This window comes from Aureimonas sp. SA4125 (assembly GCF_019973775.1).
In the GTDB taxonomy this organism is placed as follows: domain Bacteria; phylum Pseudomonadota; class Alphaproteobacteria; order Rhizobiales; family Rhizobiaceae; genus Plantimonas.
The window spans coordinates 3,073,284-3,089,047 of record NZ_AP025032.1 but is presented as its reverse complement, the minus strand read 5'-3'; the positions used below and the strand labels follow the sequence as shown (position 1 = coordinate 3,089,047).

The following is a 15,764-nucleotide window of genomic DNA, read 5'->3' as shown; positions in this document are numbered from 1 at the left end:
TTCGTTTTGTTTTCAATCATCGGCGATTGATTTGTCTTGATCCGTATTGGGATGCCGCAACACAATCGTTGTGTCGAATCCTCGCGAGGTTCACCCTGATCACGGAACCGAGAGGGTCGAACGATGGGGCGCGAGGGCATGCAGGGCGGAGAGAGCGGGCGTCACCGGCGTGGTATCGAATGGCCGACCGTCGCGCTGGCCGTCCTGATCTATGGCGGCTTCGCGCTCCTCACCTTTCATCATGCGGCATTGCCGGCCTGGGTCTTCGCGCCGGCCTGCGCCTGGCTGGTGGCCTGGCACGGCTCGATGCAGCATGAGATCCTGCACGGCCATCCGACCCGCTCGCGTGTGATCAACCGGGCAATCGCCATCGTGCCGATCTCGCTCTGGCTGCCCTATGAGACCTATCGCCAGTCGCATCTGCGCCATCACGACGACGACCGCCTGACCGATCCGCTCGACGATCCGGAATCGCGCTATCTGACGCCAGCCGACTGGCGGGCGCTGTCGCGGCCGGCGCGCCTGCTCCTGCGTCTGCAAAAGACGCTGGCGGGACGCCTCGTGATCGGACCAGCCTGGGCTGTCAGCCATTTCTTCGCCGACGAGGCGGTCAAACTCTGGCGGGGGGACCGCGCGGCGATCCGTGCCTGGACGGAGCACGCCGTGGGCGTCGCCGCCGTGTCGTTCTGGCTTGTCGCCGTCTGCGGGATCGATCCCGCCTTCTATGCCCTGGCCATCGTCTATCCCGCGATCTCGCTTCTGCTTATCCGCTCCTTCGCCGAGCACAAGGCGGCCGACGGCGTCGCCGAACGCACCGCCATCGTCGAGAACGCCTGGTTCCTCGGCCCGCTCTTCCTGTTCAACAATCTTCACGCCGCCCATCACGAGCGCCCGACCATGCCGTGGTACGAAATCCCCGCCTGGTATCACGAAAACCGCGCCCGCCTGCTGCAGGAGAACGGCGACCATGTCTATGACGGTTATGGCGAGGTTGCCCGGCGATTCCTGTTCAGGGATCACGACAGCGTCGTGCATCCCGCTGGCGTGCGAGCGGACCTCGTCACCTCACCTCGCTGATCAGTTCGGTCAGAAAGTGGGTAATCTGGTGTGGCTGGACGACGGCCAGCCGGATCAGCTCGTCAAAGCGCCGGCCGAACAGGCGGACATGCTCCACCGTGTTCAGGACGAGGTAGCTGGTGCCCAGAAACAGCGCGACGCGTTTCGGACCGAACACGGTGAAGGGGCTCGAATAGACCTCGCTCAGCGTGTAGCAGTAGATCCGAAGGCTCGGGTAGAGCTCGGAATAGAGCTCGATCAGGTGCTTCAGCTGCGCCACGCGCATGGCGGCAGGCAGCCCGTCCCACTTGCCGTGGGCATGGGCGAGCGTGATGAAGGCCTGCAGCGAGATGCAGACCTCGAGTTCGCTGTCGGGGCGGCGCATCAGCGCAAGTCGCGCGTCCACCGAATCCACCGCATGCTCGGGCGAGCCGAAGGCCGCGCGCCGGTACTCGTAGCGCAGGACATCCTCGGTCTTCAGAAAGTCCGGGAAAGTCTCCGGCACCGTGCGGATGCGGAACCCCTCGGCCTCGCGCATCCATTTCACGAAGAGCTCGTCGATCGGCGCGCGCGCATGCGGCTCGATCTGCAGGATCGCCTCGATGATCTCGGCGCCGATTTCCTCGCGCTGCGTGAGGCCCAGCAGCCAGTCGACGGAGACTCGGCAGGCGGAGGCAAGGGCGATCAGCGTATCGGCCCGCGGCAGCCGCGGACTGTCCGCCGTCAGCAGCTGCGACAGGGTCGAGCGGTCGACCTTGGCAAAGCGGGAAAAAGCCGCCTGGTTCAGGCCCGAGCGATCGATGATCTGCTGCAATCGCTCGCGAAACGTCTCCGAAGCGGCAGGTCGGTTCAGTGTTCCCGGCATCGCGATCTCCCGCATCGAAATCTTGTTTGCACACTCTAGCAGAAGAACGAGGCGACTCCCACGAGCCGGCACGTCTTCAGCCCCCGGGGATTTTTATGGCGCCCTGTCCACTTCTCCGGGCGGACGGGGGTGCGCTGCGGCAATTCGGAGGTTCCAACGCCGGCCGGCTTCCGCTAGCGTCCCGCGCGATCCAGGGAGAGAGTTGCGATGAGTTTCACCGATGTTTTCGCGCGCGTCGTCGCGCAGGTCGGCGCTGCCGCCATCGTGCTGCGGCGGCAGGACGGGCGGAGCCAGGCACAGGCGCTGGGCACCGCGCCCGCCATTCCGAAGGCCAGGCCGCAGGGCAGCCTGCCGACGCTGAAGATGCCGACGGCCAAGGGCTGGACCGGCAACCAGACACCCGTCGCTGCCCCCGGCCTGAAGGTCAACGCCTTCGCCCGGGACCTCAAGCACCCGCGCTGGATCCACACGCTGCCGACCGGCGAAGTGCTGGTCGCAGAGGCGATGGGCGAGGATATGTCGGTAAAAAGCGTTTTCGACTACGCCATGCAGGCGACGATGAAGCGCGCCGCGGCCATCGGCGTCAGCATGAACCGCATCACGCTGTTTCGCGACGGCGATGGTGACGGCGTGGCGGAGGTTCGTCAGACCTTTCTGGACGGCCTGAACCGTCCCTTCGGCATGGCGCTCGTCGGCGAGACCTTCTACGTCGGCAACACCGACGGCGTGTTCGCTTTTCCGTATGCTCCTGGTTCGACGCGGATCACCGCGCCCGGCCGCCGGCTGACGACCTTCAAGCCGGGCGGGCACTGGACGCGCAGCCTCCTGGCCAGCGCCGACGGGCAAAAGCTCTATGCCGGCGTCGGTTCGCTCAGCAATATCGGCGACAACGGCATGGAAGCCGAAGAGGGGCGGGCGGCGATCTACGAGCTCGATCTCGCCACGGGGTCGGCCCGCATCTTCGCCGGCGGTCTGCGCAATCCCGTCGGCCTCGCCATCGAGCCCTCGACCGGGTCGCTCTGGACGGTCGTGAACGAGCGCGACGGCATCGGCGACGAGACGCCGCCGGACTATCTGACGTCCGTCCGCGACGGCGGCTTCTACGGCTGGCCCTATTGCTACTGGGGCCAGACGGTGGACGAGCGGGTGAAACAGGATCCGGCGCTGGTTGCGACCGCCATCCGCCCGGACTACGCGCTCGGCGGCCACACGGCCTCGCTCGGCCTCTGCTGGCTGCCGGCCGGCACGCTGCCCGGTTTTCCCGAGGGCATGGTCATCGGCCAGCACGGCTCGTGGAACCGCTCGACGCTGTCGGGCTACAAGGTCGTCTTCGTGCCCTTCGAGAACGGAAAGCCCTCCGGCCCGCCGCGCGATATCCTGTCGGGCTTCCTCGCGCCGGACGAGAAGAGCTCCTACGGCCGGCCCGTCGGCGTGGCGCTCGGGCCGGACGGCGCGCTTCTCGTCGCCGACGACGTCGGCGACGTCATCTGGCGGGTCTCGGGCGCCTGAGGGCGACCAGCCTTCAGCCGGCGGCGACAGCGACAAGAGGGAAATCCATGCAGGTCTTCGACGGTCACAACGACGCGCTGCTGCGCATCTACCAGGACCCCACGGGGAAGGCCTTCGATGCCTTCCTCACGGGCGGATCGGACGCGCATATCGATCTTCTGAAGGCGCGCGCGGGCGGGCTCGTCGGCGGCCTGTTCGCGATCTTCCCGCCGTCGCCGCGCAGCGACGACCTGTCGGCGCGGATGGCGATGTCGGGCTACGACCTGCCGCTGCCCGAGCCGCTGGTGCATCCTTTCGGTCTCGACTCCACCATTGCCATGGCGTCGATCCTCTTTCGCCTGGAGGAAGCGTCGGCCGGGCGCCTGACGGTCTGCCGCAGCGTCGCCGATATCGAGGCGGCGATCGCCCGCGAGAGCCTTGCCGCCGTCCTCCACATCGAGGGCGCCGAAGCGATCGATCCTGACCTCTGCATGCTCGACGTGCTCCATGCCGCGGGCCTGCGATCGGTCGGCATGGTGTGGAGCCGGCCGAACCATTTCGGCCACGGCGTGCCGATGCGCTTTCCCTCGAGCCCCGATACCGGGCCGGGCCTGACCGAAGCCGGCCGGCGGCTCGTCGCCCGCTGCAACCAGCTTGGCATCCTTCTCGACCTGTCGCATCTGAACGAGGCCGGTTTCTGGGAGGTCGCCGACCTCTCCGACGCGCCGCTCGTGGCGACGCACTCCAACGTCCACGCCCTGTCGGGCGTCAGCCGCAACCTGACCGGCCCGCAATTGGACGCTGTCGCCCGGTCGAAGGGTGTGGTGGGTCTCAATTTCGCCACCGGCTTCCTGCGCGCCGATGGGCGGATGGATGCCGATACGCCACTCGAGACGATGCGGCGGCATCTCGATGCGATGCTGGAGGTTCTCGGCGAGGACGGCATCGCACTCGGCTCGGATTTCGACGGCGCGCTGATCCCGCAGGTCATCGGCTCGGCGGCGGGGCTGCCGCTGTTGTTCGAGCATCTCTCGCAAGCCGGCTACAGCGCGGCGCTCCTGGAAAAAATCGCCTGGCGAAACTGGCTGAGCGTTCTCGGTCGCACCTGGAAGACGTAATCGACAGCGCTGCCAGCTTGCCGAGACGCCGAGCTTTAGAGAGTTCGCCGGCCTGCGGTTTCGCGCACGAAAAGGCCGCCGTTCCTAGAAATCGGCGGCCGCATGCTTTGACGGTCGACTGGCACCGGGCACCGCTTGAGAAACTACTGGCCTTCGAGCGAGATGCCGCTGTCGTCGATCTTGAGTTCCACGCCCTGTGGCTTGGTCTCCTCGCGATAGACATAGATGCCGAGACCAATGACGACGACCAAAAGGGCGCCGAGGAGAAGATAAAGCGTGTTCTGTTTCATGCGTCTTTGCTAGCGGCGTGGTGGAGACAAGTCCAGCCACCTTCGGCTGCCACAGCTCGCGCCACCGCGCGAACCGGTGAAGCGGCCTTGTCTCGGCATCCGCTGTGCGGCACCGCAATCGCGCCGTCGCCGACCTCAGCCGCCGTGCGAACGGGCAGGCGTGCGACGGCACTCTTCCGGAGTGCTGCCTTCAGGACATGCCAGGCGCAGAGACCGCGGGTCGACGCCCGAGCGTGCGGGCGCAGTGGCAGGCCTGTTCCTCGGGCCGGCGTCGTTACGGCGCTCCTGCTCGTCGCCCCGGCGTCCGTCCGTTCGATCACCGCCCCGGCGCTCGTCTCGCCTGTCGTCGTCTCGCCTGCCGTCGCCGCGCCGGTCGTCGTCACGGCGGTTCTCGCCATAGCGGCGATCGTCGTCGCGCCGGCCATCCCGGCCGAAATCGCGGGAACGATCGCGACGGTCGCGATAGTCGCGGCCGTCCGAATAGCGGCGGTCGTAACCGCGGTCGCCGCCGATGTAGACGGGCCCCGGAGAACGATACCCACCGCCATGGCGCGGTCCTTCGTCGACGCAGCCCGAGAGCGTGACGACGATCCCGGCCGCGACCGCGGCAATGATTTTGATGCGCATGTTGGTTTTCTCCCGACGTCCCGACCTGCAGAAATGGTGTCGCGGTCGGCGACGGCAAGCCTGTAGGGCAGAGCCGCCACTTTCGCCAGTGGCGCTCGTCGGGCGGCTTGCATTGCTGGTGAGACCCGCGGTCATGGCGTGTGCAAAAGGGGACCGCCCGATGCTCCGCAATCTGGCATGAGGACCGATCAGATGCTGCCGGCCGTCAGTCCGAATAGCGCTCCTCGTTCCAGGGATCGCCGCGATTGTGATAGCCGCGCACCTCCCAGAACCCCGGCTCGTCCTTCGTCCGGAATTCGATGCGCTTCAGCCATTTCGCGCTTTTCCAGAAGTAGAGATGCGGCACGACGAGGCGCACCGGTCCGCCATGTTCCGACGCGAGGGGGCGGCCCTCCCAGGCATGGACGAGCATGGCGCCGGGGGCAGCGAAATCGGCGAGCGCGAGGTTGGTGGTATAGCCGTCGTCGCAGTGGAGGACGACGAAGGCGGCCCCGGATTTGGGCCGGACGGTCTCAAGAAGATCCGATGTTGCGACGCCTGACCAGCGGTTGTCGTAGCGCGACCAGGTGGTGACGCAGTGGATGTCGGAGACAGCTTCCGTCTGCTTTTGCGCCATCAGTTGCGGAAAATCCCAGAGGGCAGGCGCATCGACGGCGCCGTCGACGCGCAGCCGGAAGCTTGCCGGCGTCGTATCGGGGCGCAGGCCGAGATCGAGGATGGGCCAGTTCTGGACGAGATGCTGGCCGGGCGGCAGGCGGTCCGCTTCCGGTCGCGACGCCCGGCCGGTCAGGAATTTCCCCTGGCTGGCCCATTCCTGCTTCGTCCGGGTCAGCTTGCTCTCGGGCGTTTCCGTCTCGTCGGACATCGCGGTCTCCTCGATCGTGGCAACGACATGCATGCGCGCCTCGACGAGATGGTGCGGCCGGTCCTTTGCGGCAATGCGGATGTCTCCCCCACCGGCCACCAGCGACAACAGCTCTGGAAATTGCGCTCCTGATGCTGCAGGTCGCGGCGATCTCTGCCAAGCTACGGCCATGCCGGTCATCGGCGCCGGAAAGATCCATGGCCTTCACCCTCCGCCAGCTCAGCTACTTCCTCGCCATCGCCGAGGGGGGCACCGTGTCGGGCGCGGCGCAGAGCCTGTCGGTCTCGCAGTCGGCCGTGACCGAGGCGATCAAGGAACTGGAGACCGATCTTGGCGTGAAGCTCTTCGATCGCCACCGCCGCGGTCTGAGGGTTACCCATCAGGGCCAGCAGTTCCAGCGCCATGCCGCCCGCATTCTCAGCGCCGTCGCCGATGCCCGCTCGAGTTTCGGCGACAACCGGGAAGCTGCGACCGGTAGCTTGAACGTCGGCGTCACCTCGCTCGTCGCCGGCTACGTCCTCTCCGACATTCTCGCGCGCTATCGCCGTGCCTTTCCGGGCATCGTGCTCAGCGCCAACGAGGACAATGGCGAGTATCTCGAGCATCTCCTCGTCGGCGGCGAACTCGATGTCGCCGTCATGGTGATCTCGAACCTTCGCGACCGCGTGGCGCTGCAGGCGGAGATCTTCGAGACCTCGCCCTACCGGCTGTGGCTGCCGGTCGGTCATCGCCTGGCCGCGACGGAGGGCATTGCCATCGCCGACATCGGCCGCGAGCCCTTGATCATGCTGACAGTCGACGAGACCGAGGAGAATACGGGGCGCCTGCTCTCGGCTCTCGGGGCCAAGCCGAACGTGGCGTTCCGCACGCGGTCGGTCGAGGCGGTGCGCAGCCTCGTCGCGACGGGCGCGGGCATCGCGATCCTGCCCGACCTCGTCTACCGGCCCTGGTCGCTGGAAGGCGACCGGATCGTCAGCCGCTCGATCGCGGACCCGCTGCCGGTGGTGCAGGTGGGAATGGTATGGCGCCGCGGATCGGGCCTGTCGGAGGCGGCGCGCGACTTCATCGCCCTCGCGCAGTCGCCGCGCCTGGCGCGGCTTCGCCTCTGATCTGATATCGGAAAATCCGAAGAGATCTATCGGACGAATGAATTTGCCGTGACCTCACAGGCGTGAAAACCTCGGGAAAGGCTGGGCATCGGGCGCGGCTCCGGGATTTTGGAGGCACCACCATGAAGGCAGCATTGAGGACCGCGACGGCTCTGATGATGGCCACGGTATTTTCCGGCCAGGCCATGGCGCAGGCTGCCATGACCGAGATCGGCGAGGGGGAGGGGGCGGTCGATATCGTCGCCTGGCCCGGCTATATCGAGCGTGGCGAGACCGACAAGGCCTATGACTGGGTGACCTCCTTCGAGAAGGCGACCGGCTGCACCGTCAACGTGAAGACCGCCGCCACCTCGGACGAGATGGTCACGCTGATGAACCAGGGAGGCTTCGATCTCGTCACCGCCTCGGGCGATGCCTCGCTCCGTCTCGTCGCCGGCAAGAAGGTCCAGCCGGTCAACACCCAACTTATCCCGGGATGGAGCAAGGTCGACAAGCGCCTGCAGGACGCGCCCTGGTACACGGTCGGCGGCGAGCACTACGGCGTGCCGTATCAGTGGGGACCGAACGTTCTGATGTACAACACGGACGTCTTCAAGACGGCGCCGGAGAGCTGGAACGTCGTCTTCGAGAAGATGGATCTGCCCGATGGCAAGACGAACGAGGGCCGCGTCCAGGCCTATGACGGCGCGATCTACATCGCGGACGCGGCGACCTATCTGATGGGTGCCAAGCCCGAACTCGGGATCACCGACCCCTATGCGCTTTCCGAGGCGCAGTATGCCGCGGCGCTGGAACTCCTGAAGGGCCAAAGGGCGCTGATCGGGCGCTACTGGCACGACGCTGCGGTGCAGGTCGACGACTTCAAGACCGAGGGCGTCGTCGCCTCCGGGTCCTGGCCCTTCCAGGTCAACACGCTGACGGCCGACAAGCAGCCCATCGCTTCGACCATCCCAAGGGAAGGCGCGACCGGCTGGGCCGACACGACGATGTTGGCCGCCGACGCCGAACACCCGAACTGCGCCTACAAATGGATGGAGCACTCGCTCGATCCGAAGGTGCAGGGCGACATCGCCGCCTGGTTCGGTTCGGTTCCCGCCGTGCCCGACGCCTGCAAGGCCAGTGATCTTCTCGGGCCCGAAGGCTGTGCCACGAACGGCTTCGACAATTTCGACAAGATCCGTTTCTGGCGGACCCCGACGACGCAGTGCGCCTCCGGCGAATGCGTGCCCTATTCGCGCTGGGTGTCCGACTACATCGCGGTCATGGGCGGCTAGGGGGTGAACGACGGGGGAGGCGGGTCCGGACGCGTTTCTTCTCCCCCGCGGGGAGAGGGTCGCGGCAGCGGGAAGAGGGGAGCGCGGCTCCTCCAGACTTAGCTCTTCCGGCAGTCGCCGTCGTTCCTCATTCTGTCGTCGCCGCCCCCTCTTCCGGCCGGCGCTTCGCGCCGTCCACCTTCTCCCCGGCGGGGAGAAGAATGGCGCGCGCCTTTTGATGTCCCATGGCGGCGTTCGACCTCGAGCCGTGGGGGCTCGCCTCGTGTTCTCAGCCTGAATGGACCTCATGCCCGCACCTTCTGCCGTCTCCCTGACACGCGTCTCGCGCCATTTCGGCACCGTCCGGGCGCTGGATCAGGTCGATCTCGAGATCGTGCCGGGCGAGTTCTTCGCCATGCTGGGGCCGTCGGGTTCGGGGAAGACGACCTGCCTGCGTCTCATCGCCGGATTCGAGCAGCCGAGCGGCGGCACGATCGCCATCTTCGGCGAGGATGCGACCGGGGTTCCGCCCTATCGCCGTGCGGTCAACACCGTGTTCCAGGACTACGCGCTGTTTCCCCATCTCGATGTCAGAGCCAACGTCGCCTATTCGCTGATGCTGCGGAAGGTTGGCAAGGCCGAGCGAAACGCCGAGGCGGAGGCGGCGCTGGAGATGGTCCGGCTTGCCGGCTACGGTGACCGAAAGCCGGCCCAACTCTCCGGCGGCCAGCGCCAGCGCGTCGCGCTCGCCCGCGCCCTCGTCAACCGGCCCAAGGTGCTTCTCCTCGACGAACCGCTGGGCGCGCTCGACCTGAAGCTGAGGGAATCCATGCAGGACGAGCTCAAGAGCCTGCAGCGGCGGCTCGGCATCACCTTCGTCTTCGTCACCCACGACCAGAGCGAGGCGCTGTCGATGGCCGACCGGGTCGCCGTCTTCGATGCGGGGAAGATCCGTCAGATCGGCACGCCAGAGGAAATCTACCGCCGTCCCGCAACCCGCTTCGTTGCCGATTTCGTCGGATCGTCCAATGTCCTGCCCCCCGATCTCGTCGAGGCGATCGCGGGAGAGCGGCGTTGGGCCAGTCTCAGGCCCGAGGCGATCCGGCTCGTCGCGCCCGAGGCGGCCGCCCCGCACCTCGTCGGACGGCTGACGACGCGCAGTTTTCTCGGCGCGACGACGCGCCTCGGCATCGATCTCGGGGGCCTCGCCCTCCACGCCATCGTCCCGGCCGAGACGGCCGTGACGCTCGACGCGCCGGTCGGGATCGCCTTCGACCGGACCGCTCTCCACCTGATGGAGCCAGAGGCGTGAGCGCGACGCCGATCCTCGCGCGCCGGCCGGGCGCCCTCGGCGGGCTCGCGGACATGCTGTGGCGGCGCCCCGGGGTGTTTGTCGGCACGCTGCTGGCCCTGCCGCTCGCCTGGCTCGGCATCGTCTATATCGGCTCTCTCGTGGCGCTCCTCGTCCAGAGCTTCTACGCGCTCGACGATTTTTCCGGCGTGATCGTCGAGGAGTTCACGCTGGCGACCTATGGGGCGCTGCTCAGGTCCTCGAACCTCGACATCATCCTGCGCACCGTCGGGATGGCGGTCGCCGTGACGCTCGCCTCCGCGGTCATCGCCTTTCCCATTGCCTATGTCGCCGCTCGGCACGCGCGGGGGCGGTGGAAGGCGCTGTTCTATCTGGCGGTGATGCTGCCTCTGTGGTCGAGCTATCTCGTCAAGGTCTATGCCTGGAAGCTCATCCTCGCCAAGGAGGGCATCCTCACCTGGGTCTTCGCCAGGCTGCAGCTGACGCCGCTGCTCGAGGCCGTGCTGTCGATCCCGGTGATCGGCGGCAATTCGCTGTCCGTCAGCTACATCGGCACCTTTCTCGTCTTCGTCTATGTCTGGCTGCCCTACATGATCCTGCCGACCCAGGCGGCGCTGGAGCGCGTGCCGGCCAATCTCCTCGACGCCTCATCGGATCTCGGCGGAAGGCCGTTGCAGACGTTTCGCCACGTGACGCTGCCGCTCGCGCTGCCGGGGATCGTCGCCGGCTCGATCTTCACCTTCTCGCTGACGCTCGGCGACTACATCATCCCGCAGATCGTCGGCTCATCCAGATTGTTCATCGGGCAGGCCGTCTACGTGCAGCAGGGAACGGCCGGCAACATCCCGCTCGCCGCCGCCTTCACCGTGGTGCCGATCGTCATCATGGGCCTCTATCTCTGGATGGCGAAGCGCCGGGGGGCCTTCGATGCGCTCTGAGACGCCGCTGCCGCTCAAACTCTTCGCCGGCGCGGGGCTCGCCTTTCTGCTGGCGCCGCTTCTCATCATTTTCGTCTACGCCTTCACGACGGAGGAAAAGAGCTTTGTCTGGCCGCCGCCGGGGCTGACGCTGAAATGGTTCGCCGTCACCTGGGAGCGGCCCGACGTGTGGAAGGCGCTCGGCCTGTCGCTGCAGGTCGCCACGGTATCGACGGTCCTGGCGCTGGTGCTCGGCACGCTCGTCGCCGCCGCCGTCAGCCGCAGCCGCTTCTTCGGTCGCGAGACGATCTCGCTCCTCGTCATCCTGCCGATCGCGCTGCCCGGCATCATCACCGGCATCGCGTTGCGCTCGGCCTTCTCGATCCTCGACATCCCCTTCTCGTTCTGGACCATCGTGCTCGGCCACGCGACCTTTTGCATCGTCGTCGTCTACAACAATGCGGTGGCCCGCTTCCGCCGCCTGTCCGGGTCGCTGATCGAGGCGTCGATGGATCTCGGCGCCGACGGCTTCCAGACCTTTCGCCATATTATCCTGCCCAACATCGCGACGTCGCTTCTGGCCGGCGGGATGCTCGCCTTCGCTCTGTCCTTCGACGAGGTGATCGTCACCACCTTCACCGCCGGCCAGGAGCAGACGCTGCCGCTCTGGATGCTGGAGGAACTGATCCGTCCGCGCCAGCGCCCGGTGACGAACGTCGTCGCGCTGGTCGTCGTGGTCGTCACCTTCCTGCCCATCCTGCTGGCCTTCCTGCTCACCCGCGATGGCGACGAGACGGCCGGCGCCGCCAAGTAGAACCCGAGGAGATTTTCCATGGACACGCAGATGCTGATCGGCGCCGCATTCGAGACCGGCACGGAGACGGAGGAGGCGATCCTCGATCCGAAGACCGGCGAGACCATCCTGATGCTCGCCGAGGCCTCGCCTGGGCAGATCGATGCGGCCGTCGCCGCTGCCGGCAAGGCTTTCCGCACCTGGTCGCGGACGACGCCGGCGGAGCGCTCGGGCTATCTCCTGAGGATCGCCGCGGCGATCGAGGGCAAGGCCGCCGAATTTGCGAAAGTGGAGGCGCTGAACTGCGGCAAGCCGATGCACGCCGTCCTCGGTGACGAGATGCCGGCCATCGTCGACTGCTGGCGCTTCTTCGCGGGCGCCATCCGCACCATGCCGGGGCCGCTCGCCGGCGAATACATGGCCGGCCACACCTCGATGATCCGGCGCGACGCGATCGGCGTCGTCGCCTCGATCGCGCCCTGGAACTATCCACTGATGATGATGGCCTGGAAGCTCGCCCCGGCGATCGCCGGGGGCAACACGGTGGTGTTCAAGCCATCCGAACAGACGCCGCTGACGGCGCTGATGCTGGCGCGGATCCTGGCGGACATCCTTCCCGAGGGCGTCGTCAACATCATCCTCGGCCGGGGCGACAGCGTCGGCAATGCGCTGATCAATCATCCCGGCGTCGACATGATCTCGATCACCGGCGACGTCGCGACCGGGAAGAAGGTGCTGCAGGCGGCCGCCCGCTCGGTGAAGCGCACGCATCTGGAACTCGGCGGCAAGGCGCCGGTCATCGTCTACGACGATGCCGATCTCGACGCCGTGGTGAACGGCCTCAGGGCCTTCGGCTTCTACAATGCCGGCCAGGACTGCACCGCCGCCTGCCGCATCTATGCCGGGCCGAAAATCCATGACCGGCTCGTCGCCGACCTCGCCTCGGCGGTCTCGACCATCCGCTTCAACCAGGCCGACGACGCCGACAACGAGATCGGCCCGCTGATCTCGCGGCGCCAGCGCGACCGGGTCTCGAGCTTCGTCGAGCGGGCGGCCGAGCAGAAGCACATCGAGGTCGCCACCGGCGGCAAGGTCTCGGGCGATCGCGGCTTCTTCTTCCAGCCGACGGTGATCGCCGGCGCCCTGCAGTCGGACGAGATCGTCCGGCGCGAGGTGTTCGGCCCGGTCGTCTCGGTCACCCGCTTCACCGATACGGACGAGGCGGTCGCCTGGGCCAACGATTCGGACTACGGCCTCGCCTCGTCCGTCTGGACCCGCGATGTCGGGCGGGCGATGGAGACGGCGGCGCGGCTGCGCTACGGCTGTACCTGGATCAACACGCATTTCATGCTGGTCAACGAGATGCCGCATGGCGGGCTGAAGCAGTCGGGCTACGGCAAGGACATGTCGCTCTATGCGCTCGAGGACTACACCGCCGTCCGCCATGTGATGATCGCGCACGGCTAGGCGACGAAACCTCCGGGGCTTTCCCGGCCGGTACTGGCCTCGCGTCAGGAACCCGCCTGCGACAGCAGCATCTCCCGCGCGCCGGCGGATCCCGGGACGAGGTTGACGACCGTATAGCCGCGCGCCTCGATCGCGTCGAGAAACGCCGGGAGCATGGCGACGGTGCGCGCATGGATGTCGTGGAACAGGATGATGCCCGAGCCGCGCGCCTCCAGCCGGGCGAGACCGCGCGCGTTGAGATCGTCGGGCGTGGAGACGAAATAGTCCTTGGAATCGATGTCGACGTCGATCACGACGGTGCCGCGGCCAGCCAGCGTGCGACGCAGGGCCGGGGTGTCGGCGAGGTAGGGGAAGCGGAAGAAGGGGGCGGGCTGGGCGCGCATCGGCACCAGGGCCGCCGCGACGCTTCTCTGACCCTTGTCGATTTCCGCGAGCGCCGTGTCGAGCCCGACCTTGGAGAGGTTGGTGTGGTCCTGCGTGTGCGTGCCGATGGTGTGGCCGCGCGCGGCGACCTGCCGGACGAGCGCGGGGTAGCTGCGGGCCATCTGGCCGACCATCAGGAATGTCGCCTTGACGCCCTTGGCGTCGAGCGCATCGAGAACGCTGGCCGTCTTGCCGGGCACGGGGCCGTCGTCGAAGGTCAGGACGACCTCGTGGTCCCTGAGGACGATGTCGTGGATGGAATCGACGACGATCGTGCGCCCGGTGAGGCCGGTGTGGCGATCGCCGAGATAGGGGCCGGCGATGGCCAGGCCGTCGCGATGAGTCTCGGCGAAGGACAGGACCGGCGTGCTGAGCTGCGCCGCAGGCTTCAGAGGGGTGGCACAGCCGGAAAAGAGAAGGGCAAGCACCGCGAGGCCCGCGACGCGAAGTAAACAAGTCTGCATCTTATCTCTCTGGTGCTGCCCGATGCACAAGAGATATGGCGGTTATGGTTAACGAATTGTCTCGGTTCAGTGAAATCGGTTTGCCTGGCGCCGACTTCAGCGGGCTGGCGAAGGCCCGCCTTTGGCTGCCGCACGGCATTCGGAGAAGAATCGCAGCATTTCGCGGCTGGCGTCGGGGCCTTTCGGATCGGTGTAGGATCCGGCGGCGCTGCCGCCCGACCAGGCATGCGCCAGGCCATGCACCTGCCACTGCTCCAGCACGGGACGTCCCTGGCCGTCCTTGTGGACGGTGCGGGTGTAGTCGAGGCCGCCCTCCGAGCGTCCGCGCGTCTCGTCTTGCACCGTGGTTCCGTCCACGCCCGACTGCGCGATGACATGGTCGGCGTTGATGGGATGGACGGTCGCGTCGCGGTCTCCGTGGAAGACGATGGTCGGCACTCGCCTGCCGTTGGATCCCGGCGCCGCGCCTTCGCCGCCCATGCGCATCGCCGATAGCGCCGAGGGAAGGTCGCGGGCGGCGCCGCAGGCGAGGCCGGAATGGACGCCCGCGGCGGCGAAGAGGTCGGGGTAGGCGTTCGCCATGATCGCCGCCGCGGCGCCGCCGGCGGAGAGGCCTGCGACATAGACCTTTGCCGGGTCCACGCCGTCTGCCGCGACGATCGCTGCGACGATCCCGGCAATGATGGCGGGCTCGCCCGTCTCGCGCTGCTGGTCGGCGACGCTGAACCAGTTCCAGCATTTCTGCGCATTGGCGGCGCGCGACTGCGCGGGATAGGCGACGATGAATCCCTGCTCCTCGGCCAGCCGGTTCATCTGCGTGCCCGCGGCAAAATCGTCCGGCGACTGGGTGCAGCCGTGCAGCATCACCACCAGCGGCAGCAGACCGGCCGGCCGGTTCTGCGGGACGTAGACCTTGTAGTCTCTGGAACCGGCAGCACCCGAAAAGGACCGGGTCTCGAACAGTCCCGGCTCATCCTGCGTCGGCGCGGCATCCCGAGACGGCGCGGAAGTGCGACCTGCTGCCGGCGGTGCGAAGCGTCTCGCCATCGACTGCGCCATCCGCAGGACGCCGGCGCTGCCACCGGTCCTCTGCGCCGGGCGCTGCGCCTTCTCGCGAGCCCCCGAGCGGTCGCCGCGCAGGATCGCCAGCGCCTCGACCAGCCGTCCCTCGCGGGTCAGGCGGGTCGCCTCGCGCATGTCTGATTTGGAGAGAAAGTTCATGGCAGCAAATCCTGGGTCGGTAAGCGGGGAGGGGAGGAGGTCAACGGATGCGATCGCCGAGGGCCGTCTTCACGGACGGACTTGCCTGAAGCGCTCCCAGAACCTCGATCGAGGCAATGGTGGCGCGGGCGAGTTCGGCGGTGACGTCGTCGGCGATGACGGCAAGGCCAAGCACGCGAACGGAAAGGGTTTCACCCGCCTGACGCAGGTCTTCCAGCTCGCGCCGACCGATATTGCGAAGCCCGAGGTCGAGCCCGCGCCGCGCGATGGTCTGGCGGACGGTGTCGCCCTGCCGGTCGAGCTGGTTGCGGATGGCGGTTCGGATGAAGTCCGAGCGGTTGGAATAGAAGCCTTCCGCCACAAGCAAGTCGACATGACCGAGATCCACGAAGCCGAGGTTGAGCGTGATCTTCTCGCTGTCGGCCGTTCTGATCCTCACATCATTGCTCATAAAACCATCCATATGACATCCATCTGGATGGTATTTGAGTTCAGT

General features: G+C 67.1%; 16 protein-coding genes. 9 read left to right on the top strand and 7 right to left on the bottom strand.

Annotation, left to right across the window (positions count from 1 at the left end):
• The first annotated feature begins 123 nt into the window (after positions 1–123).
• Positions 124–1,077, top strand: coding sequence for a fatty acid desaturase (locus Sa4125_RS14520; protein WP_223998873.1), 954 nt, complete (start codon positions 124–126; stop codon positions 1,075–1,077).
• Here Sa4125_RS14520 and Sa4125_RS14515 read toward each other — a convergent pair.
• The gene (locus Sa4125_RS14515; RefSeq protein ID WP_223998872.1) at positions 1,061–1,921 is read right to left on the bottom strand and encodes a helix-turn-helix transcriptional regulator; all 861 of its coding nucleotides are present in this window, start codon (positions 1,919–1,921) and stop codon (positions 1,061–1,063) included. The genes Sa4125_RS14520 and Sa4125_RS14515 overlap by 17 nt on opposite strands.
• A 207-nt stretch (positions 1,922–2,128) precedes the next feature.
• On the opposite strand from Sa4125_RS14515, the gene Sa4125_RS14510 reads away from it, so the two are divergent.
• A complete protein-coding gene (locus Sa4125_RS14510) occupies positions 2,129–3,430 on the top strand; it encodes a sorbosone dehydrogenase family protein (RefSeq protein ID WP_223998871.1) in 1,302 nt (433 codons plus the stop codon).
• A gap of 47 nt (positions 3,431–3,477) precedes the next feature.
• Positions 3,478–4,527 (top strand): dipeptidase, encoded by a 1,050-nt coding sequence (locus Sa4125_RS14505; RefSeq protein WP_223998870.1) that lies wholly within the window; start codon positions 3,478–3,480, stop codon positions 4,525–4,527.
• Between the two features lie 143 nt (positions 4,528–4,670).
• On the opposite strand, the gene Sa4125_RS14500 is transcribed toward Sa4125_RS14505, so the two are convergent.
• From Sa4125_RS14500 to Sa4125_RS14490, 3 genes are all read right to left on the bottom strand, one after another.
• Positions 4,671–4,817: a hypothetical protein gene (locus Sa4125_RS14500; RefSeq protein ID WP_223998863.1), complete on the bottom strand. Its 147-nt coding sequence runs from the start codon at positions 4,815–4,817 to the stop codon at positions 4,671–4,673.
• 135 nt (positions 4,818–4,952) lie between these two features.
• Positions 4,953–5,444, bottom strand: coding sequence for a hypothetical protein (locus tag Sa4125_RS14495; protein WP_223998862.1), 492 nt, complete (start codon positions 5,442–5,444; stop codon positions 4,953–4,955).
• 205 nt (positions 5,445–5,649) lie between these two features.
• Positions 5,650–6,309, bottom strand: coding sequence for a sulfite oxidase-like oxidoreductase (locus Sa4125_RS14490; RefSeq protein ID WP_224007833.1), 660 nt, complete (start codon positions 6,307–6,309; stop codon positions 5,650–5,652).
• A gap of 197 nt (positions 6,310–6,506) precedes the next feature.
• On the opposite strand from Sa4125_RS14490, the gene Sa4125_RS14485 reads away from it, so the two are divergent.
• The 6 genes from Sa4125_RS14485 (at position 6,507) to Sa4125_RS14460 (ending at position 13,160) form a co-directional block, all read left to right on the top strand.
• Positions 6,507–7,418: a LysR substrate-binding domain-containing protein gene (locus Sa4125_RS14485; RefSeq protein ID WP_223998861.1), complete on the top strand. Its 912-nt coding sequence runs from the start codon at positions 6,507–6,509 to the stop codon at positions 7,416–7,418.
• Between the two features lie 122 nt (positions 7,419–7,540).
• Positions 7,541–8,692 (top strand): ABC transporter substrate-binding protein, encoded by a 1,152-nt coding sequence (locus Sa4125_RS14480; RefSeq protein WP_223998860.1) that lies wholly within the window; start codon positions 7,541–7,543, stop codon positions 8,690–8,692.
• A 286-nt stretch (positions 8,693–8,978) separates the two neighbouring features.
• Positions 8,979–9,983, top strand: coding sequence for an ABC transporter ATP-binding protein (locus Sa4125_RS14475; RefSeq protein ID WP_223998859.1), 1,005 nt, complete (start codon positions 8,979–8,981; stop codon positions 9,981–9,983).
• Between the two features lie 53 nt (positions 9,984–10,036).
• Positions 10,037–10,921, top strand: a complete 885-nt coding sequence (locus Sa4125_RS14470) for an ABC transporter permease (protein WP_224007829.1) — start codon at positions 10,037–10,039, stop codon at positions 10,919–10,921.
• A complete protein-coding gene (locus tag Sa4125_RS14465; RefSeq protein WP_223998858.1) occupies positions 10,911–11,714 on the top strand; it encodes an ABC transporter permease in 804 nt (267 codons plus the stop codon). The genes Sa4125_RS14470 and Sa4125_RS14465 overlap by 11 nt, the downstream gene beginning before the upstream one ends.
• A gap of 18 nt (positions 11,715–11,732) precedes the next feature.
• The gene (locus tag Sa4125_RS14460; RefSeq protein WP_223998857.1) at positions 11,733–13,160 is read left to right on the top strand and encodes a gamma-aminobutyraldehyde dehydrogenase; all 1,428 of its coding nucleotides are present in this window, start codon (positions 11,733–11,735) and stop codon (positions 13,158–13,160) included.
• Between the two features lie 44 nt (positions 13,161–13,204).
• On the opposite strand, the gene Sa4125_RS14455 is transcribed toward Sa4125_RS14460, so the two are convergent.
• The 3 genes from Sa4125_RS14455 to Sa4125_RS14445 all read right to left on the bottom strand — a co-directional run bounded on the left by Sa4125_RS14455 (position 13,205) and on the right by Sa4125_RS14445 (position 15,719).
• Positions 13,205–14,047, bottom strand: coding sequence for a polysaccharide deacetylase family protein (locus tag Sa4125_RS14455; protein ID WP_223998855.1), 843 nt, complete (start codon positions 14,045–14,047; stop codon positions 13,205–13,207).
• A 96-nt stretch (positions 14,048–14,143) separates the two neighbouring features.
• A complete protein-coding gene (locus Sa4125_RS14450) occupies positions 14,144–15,268 on the bottom strand; it encodes a PHB depolymerase family esterase (protein ID WP_223998853.1) in 1,125 nt (374 codons plus the stop codon).
• 40 nt (positions 15,269–15,308) lie between these two features.
• Entirely contained in the window at positions 15,309–15,719 is a 411-nt protein-coding gene (locus Sa4125_RS14445) for a CopG family transcriptional regulator (protein WP_223998851.1), read from the bottom strand.
• Positions 15,720–15,764: the final 45 nt, after the last annotated feature.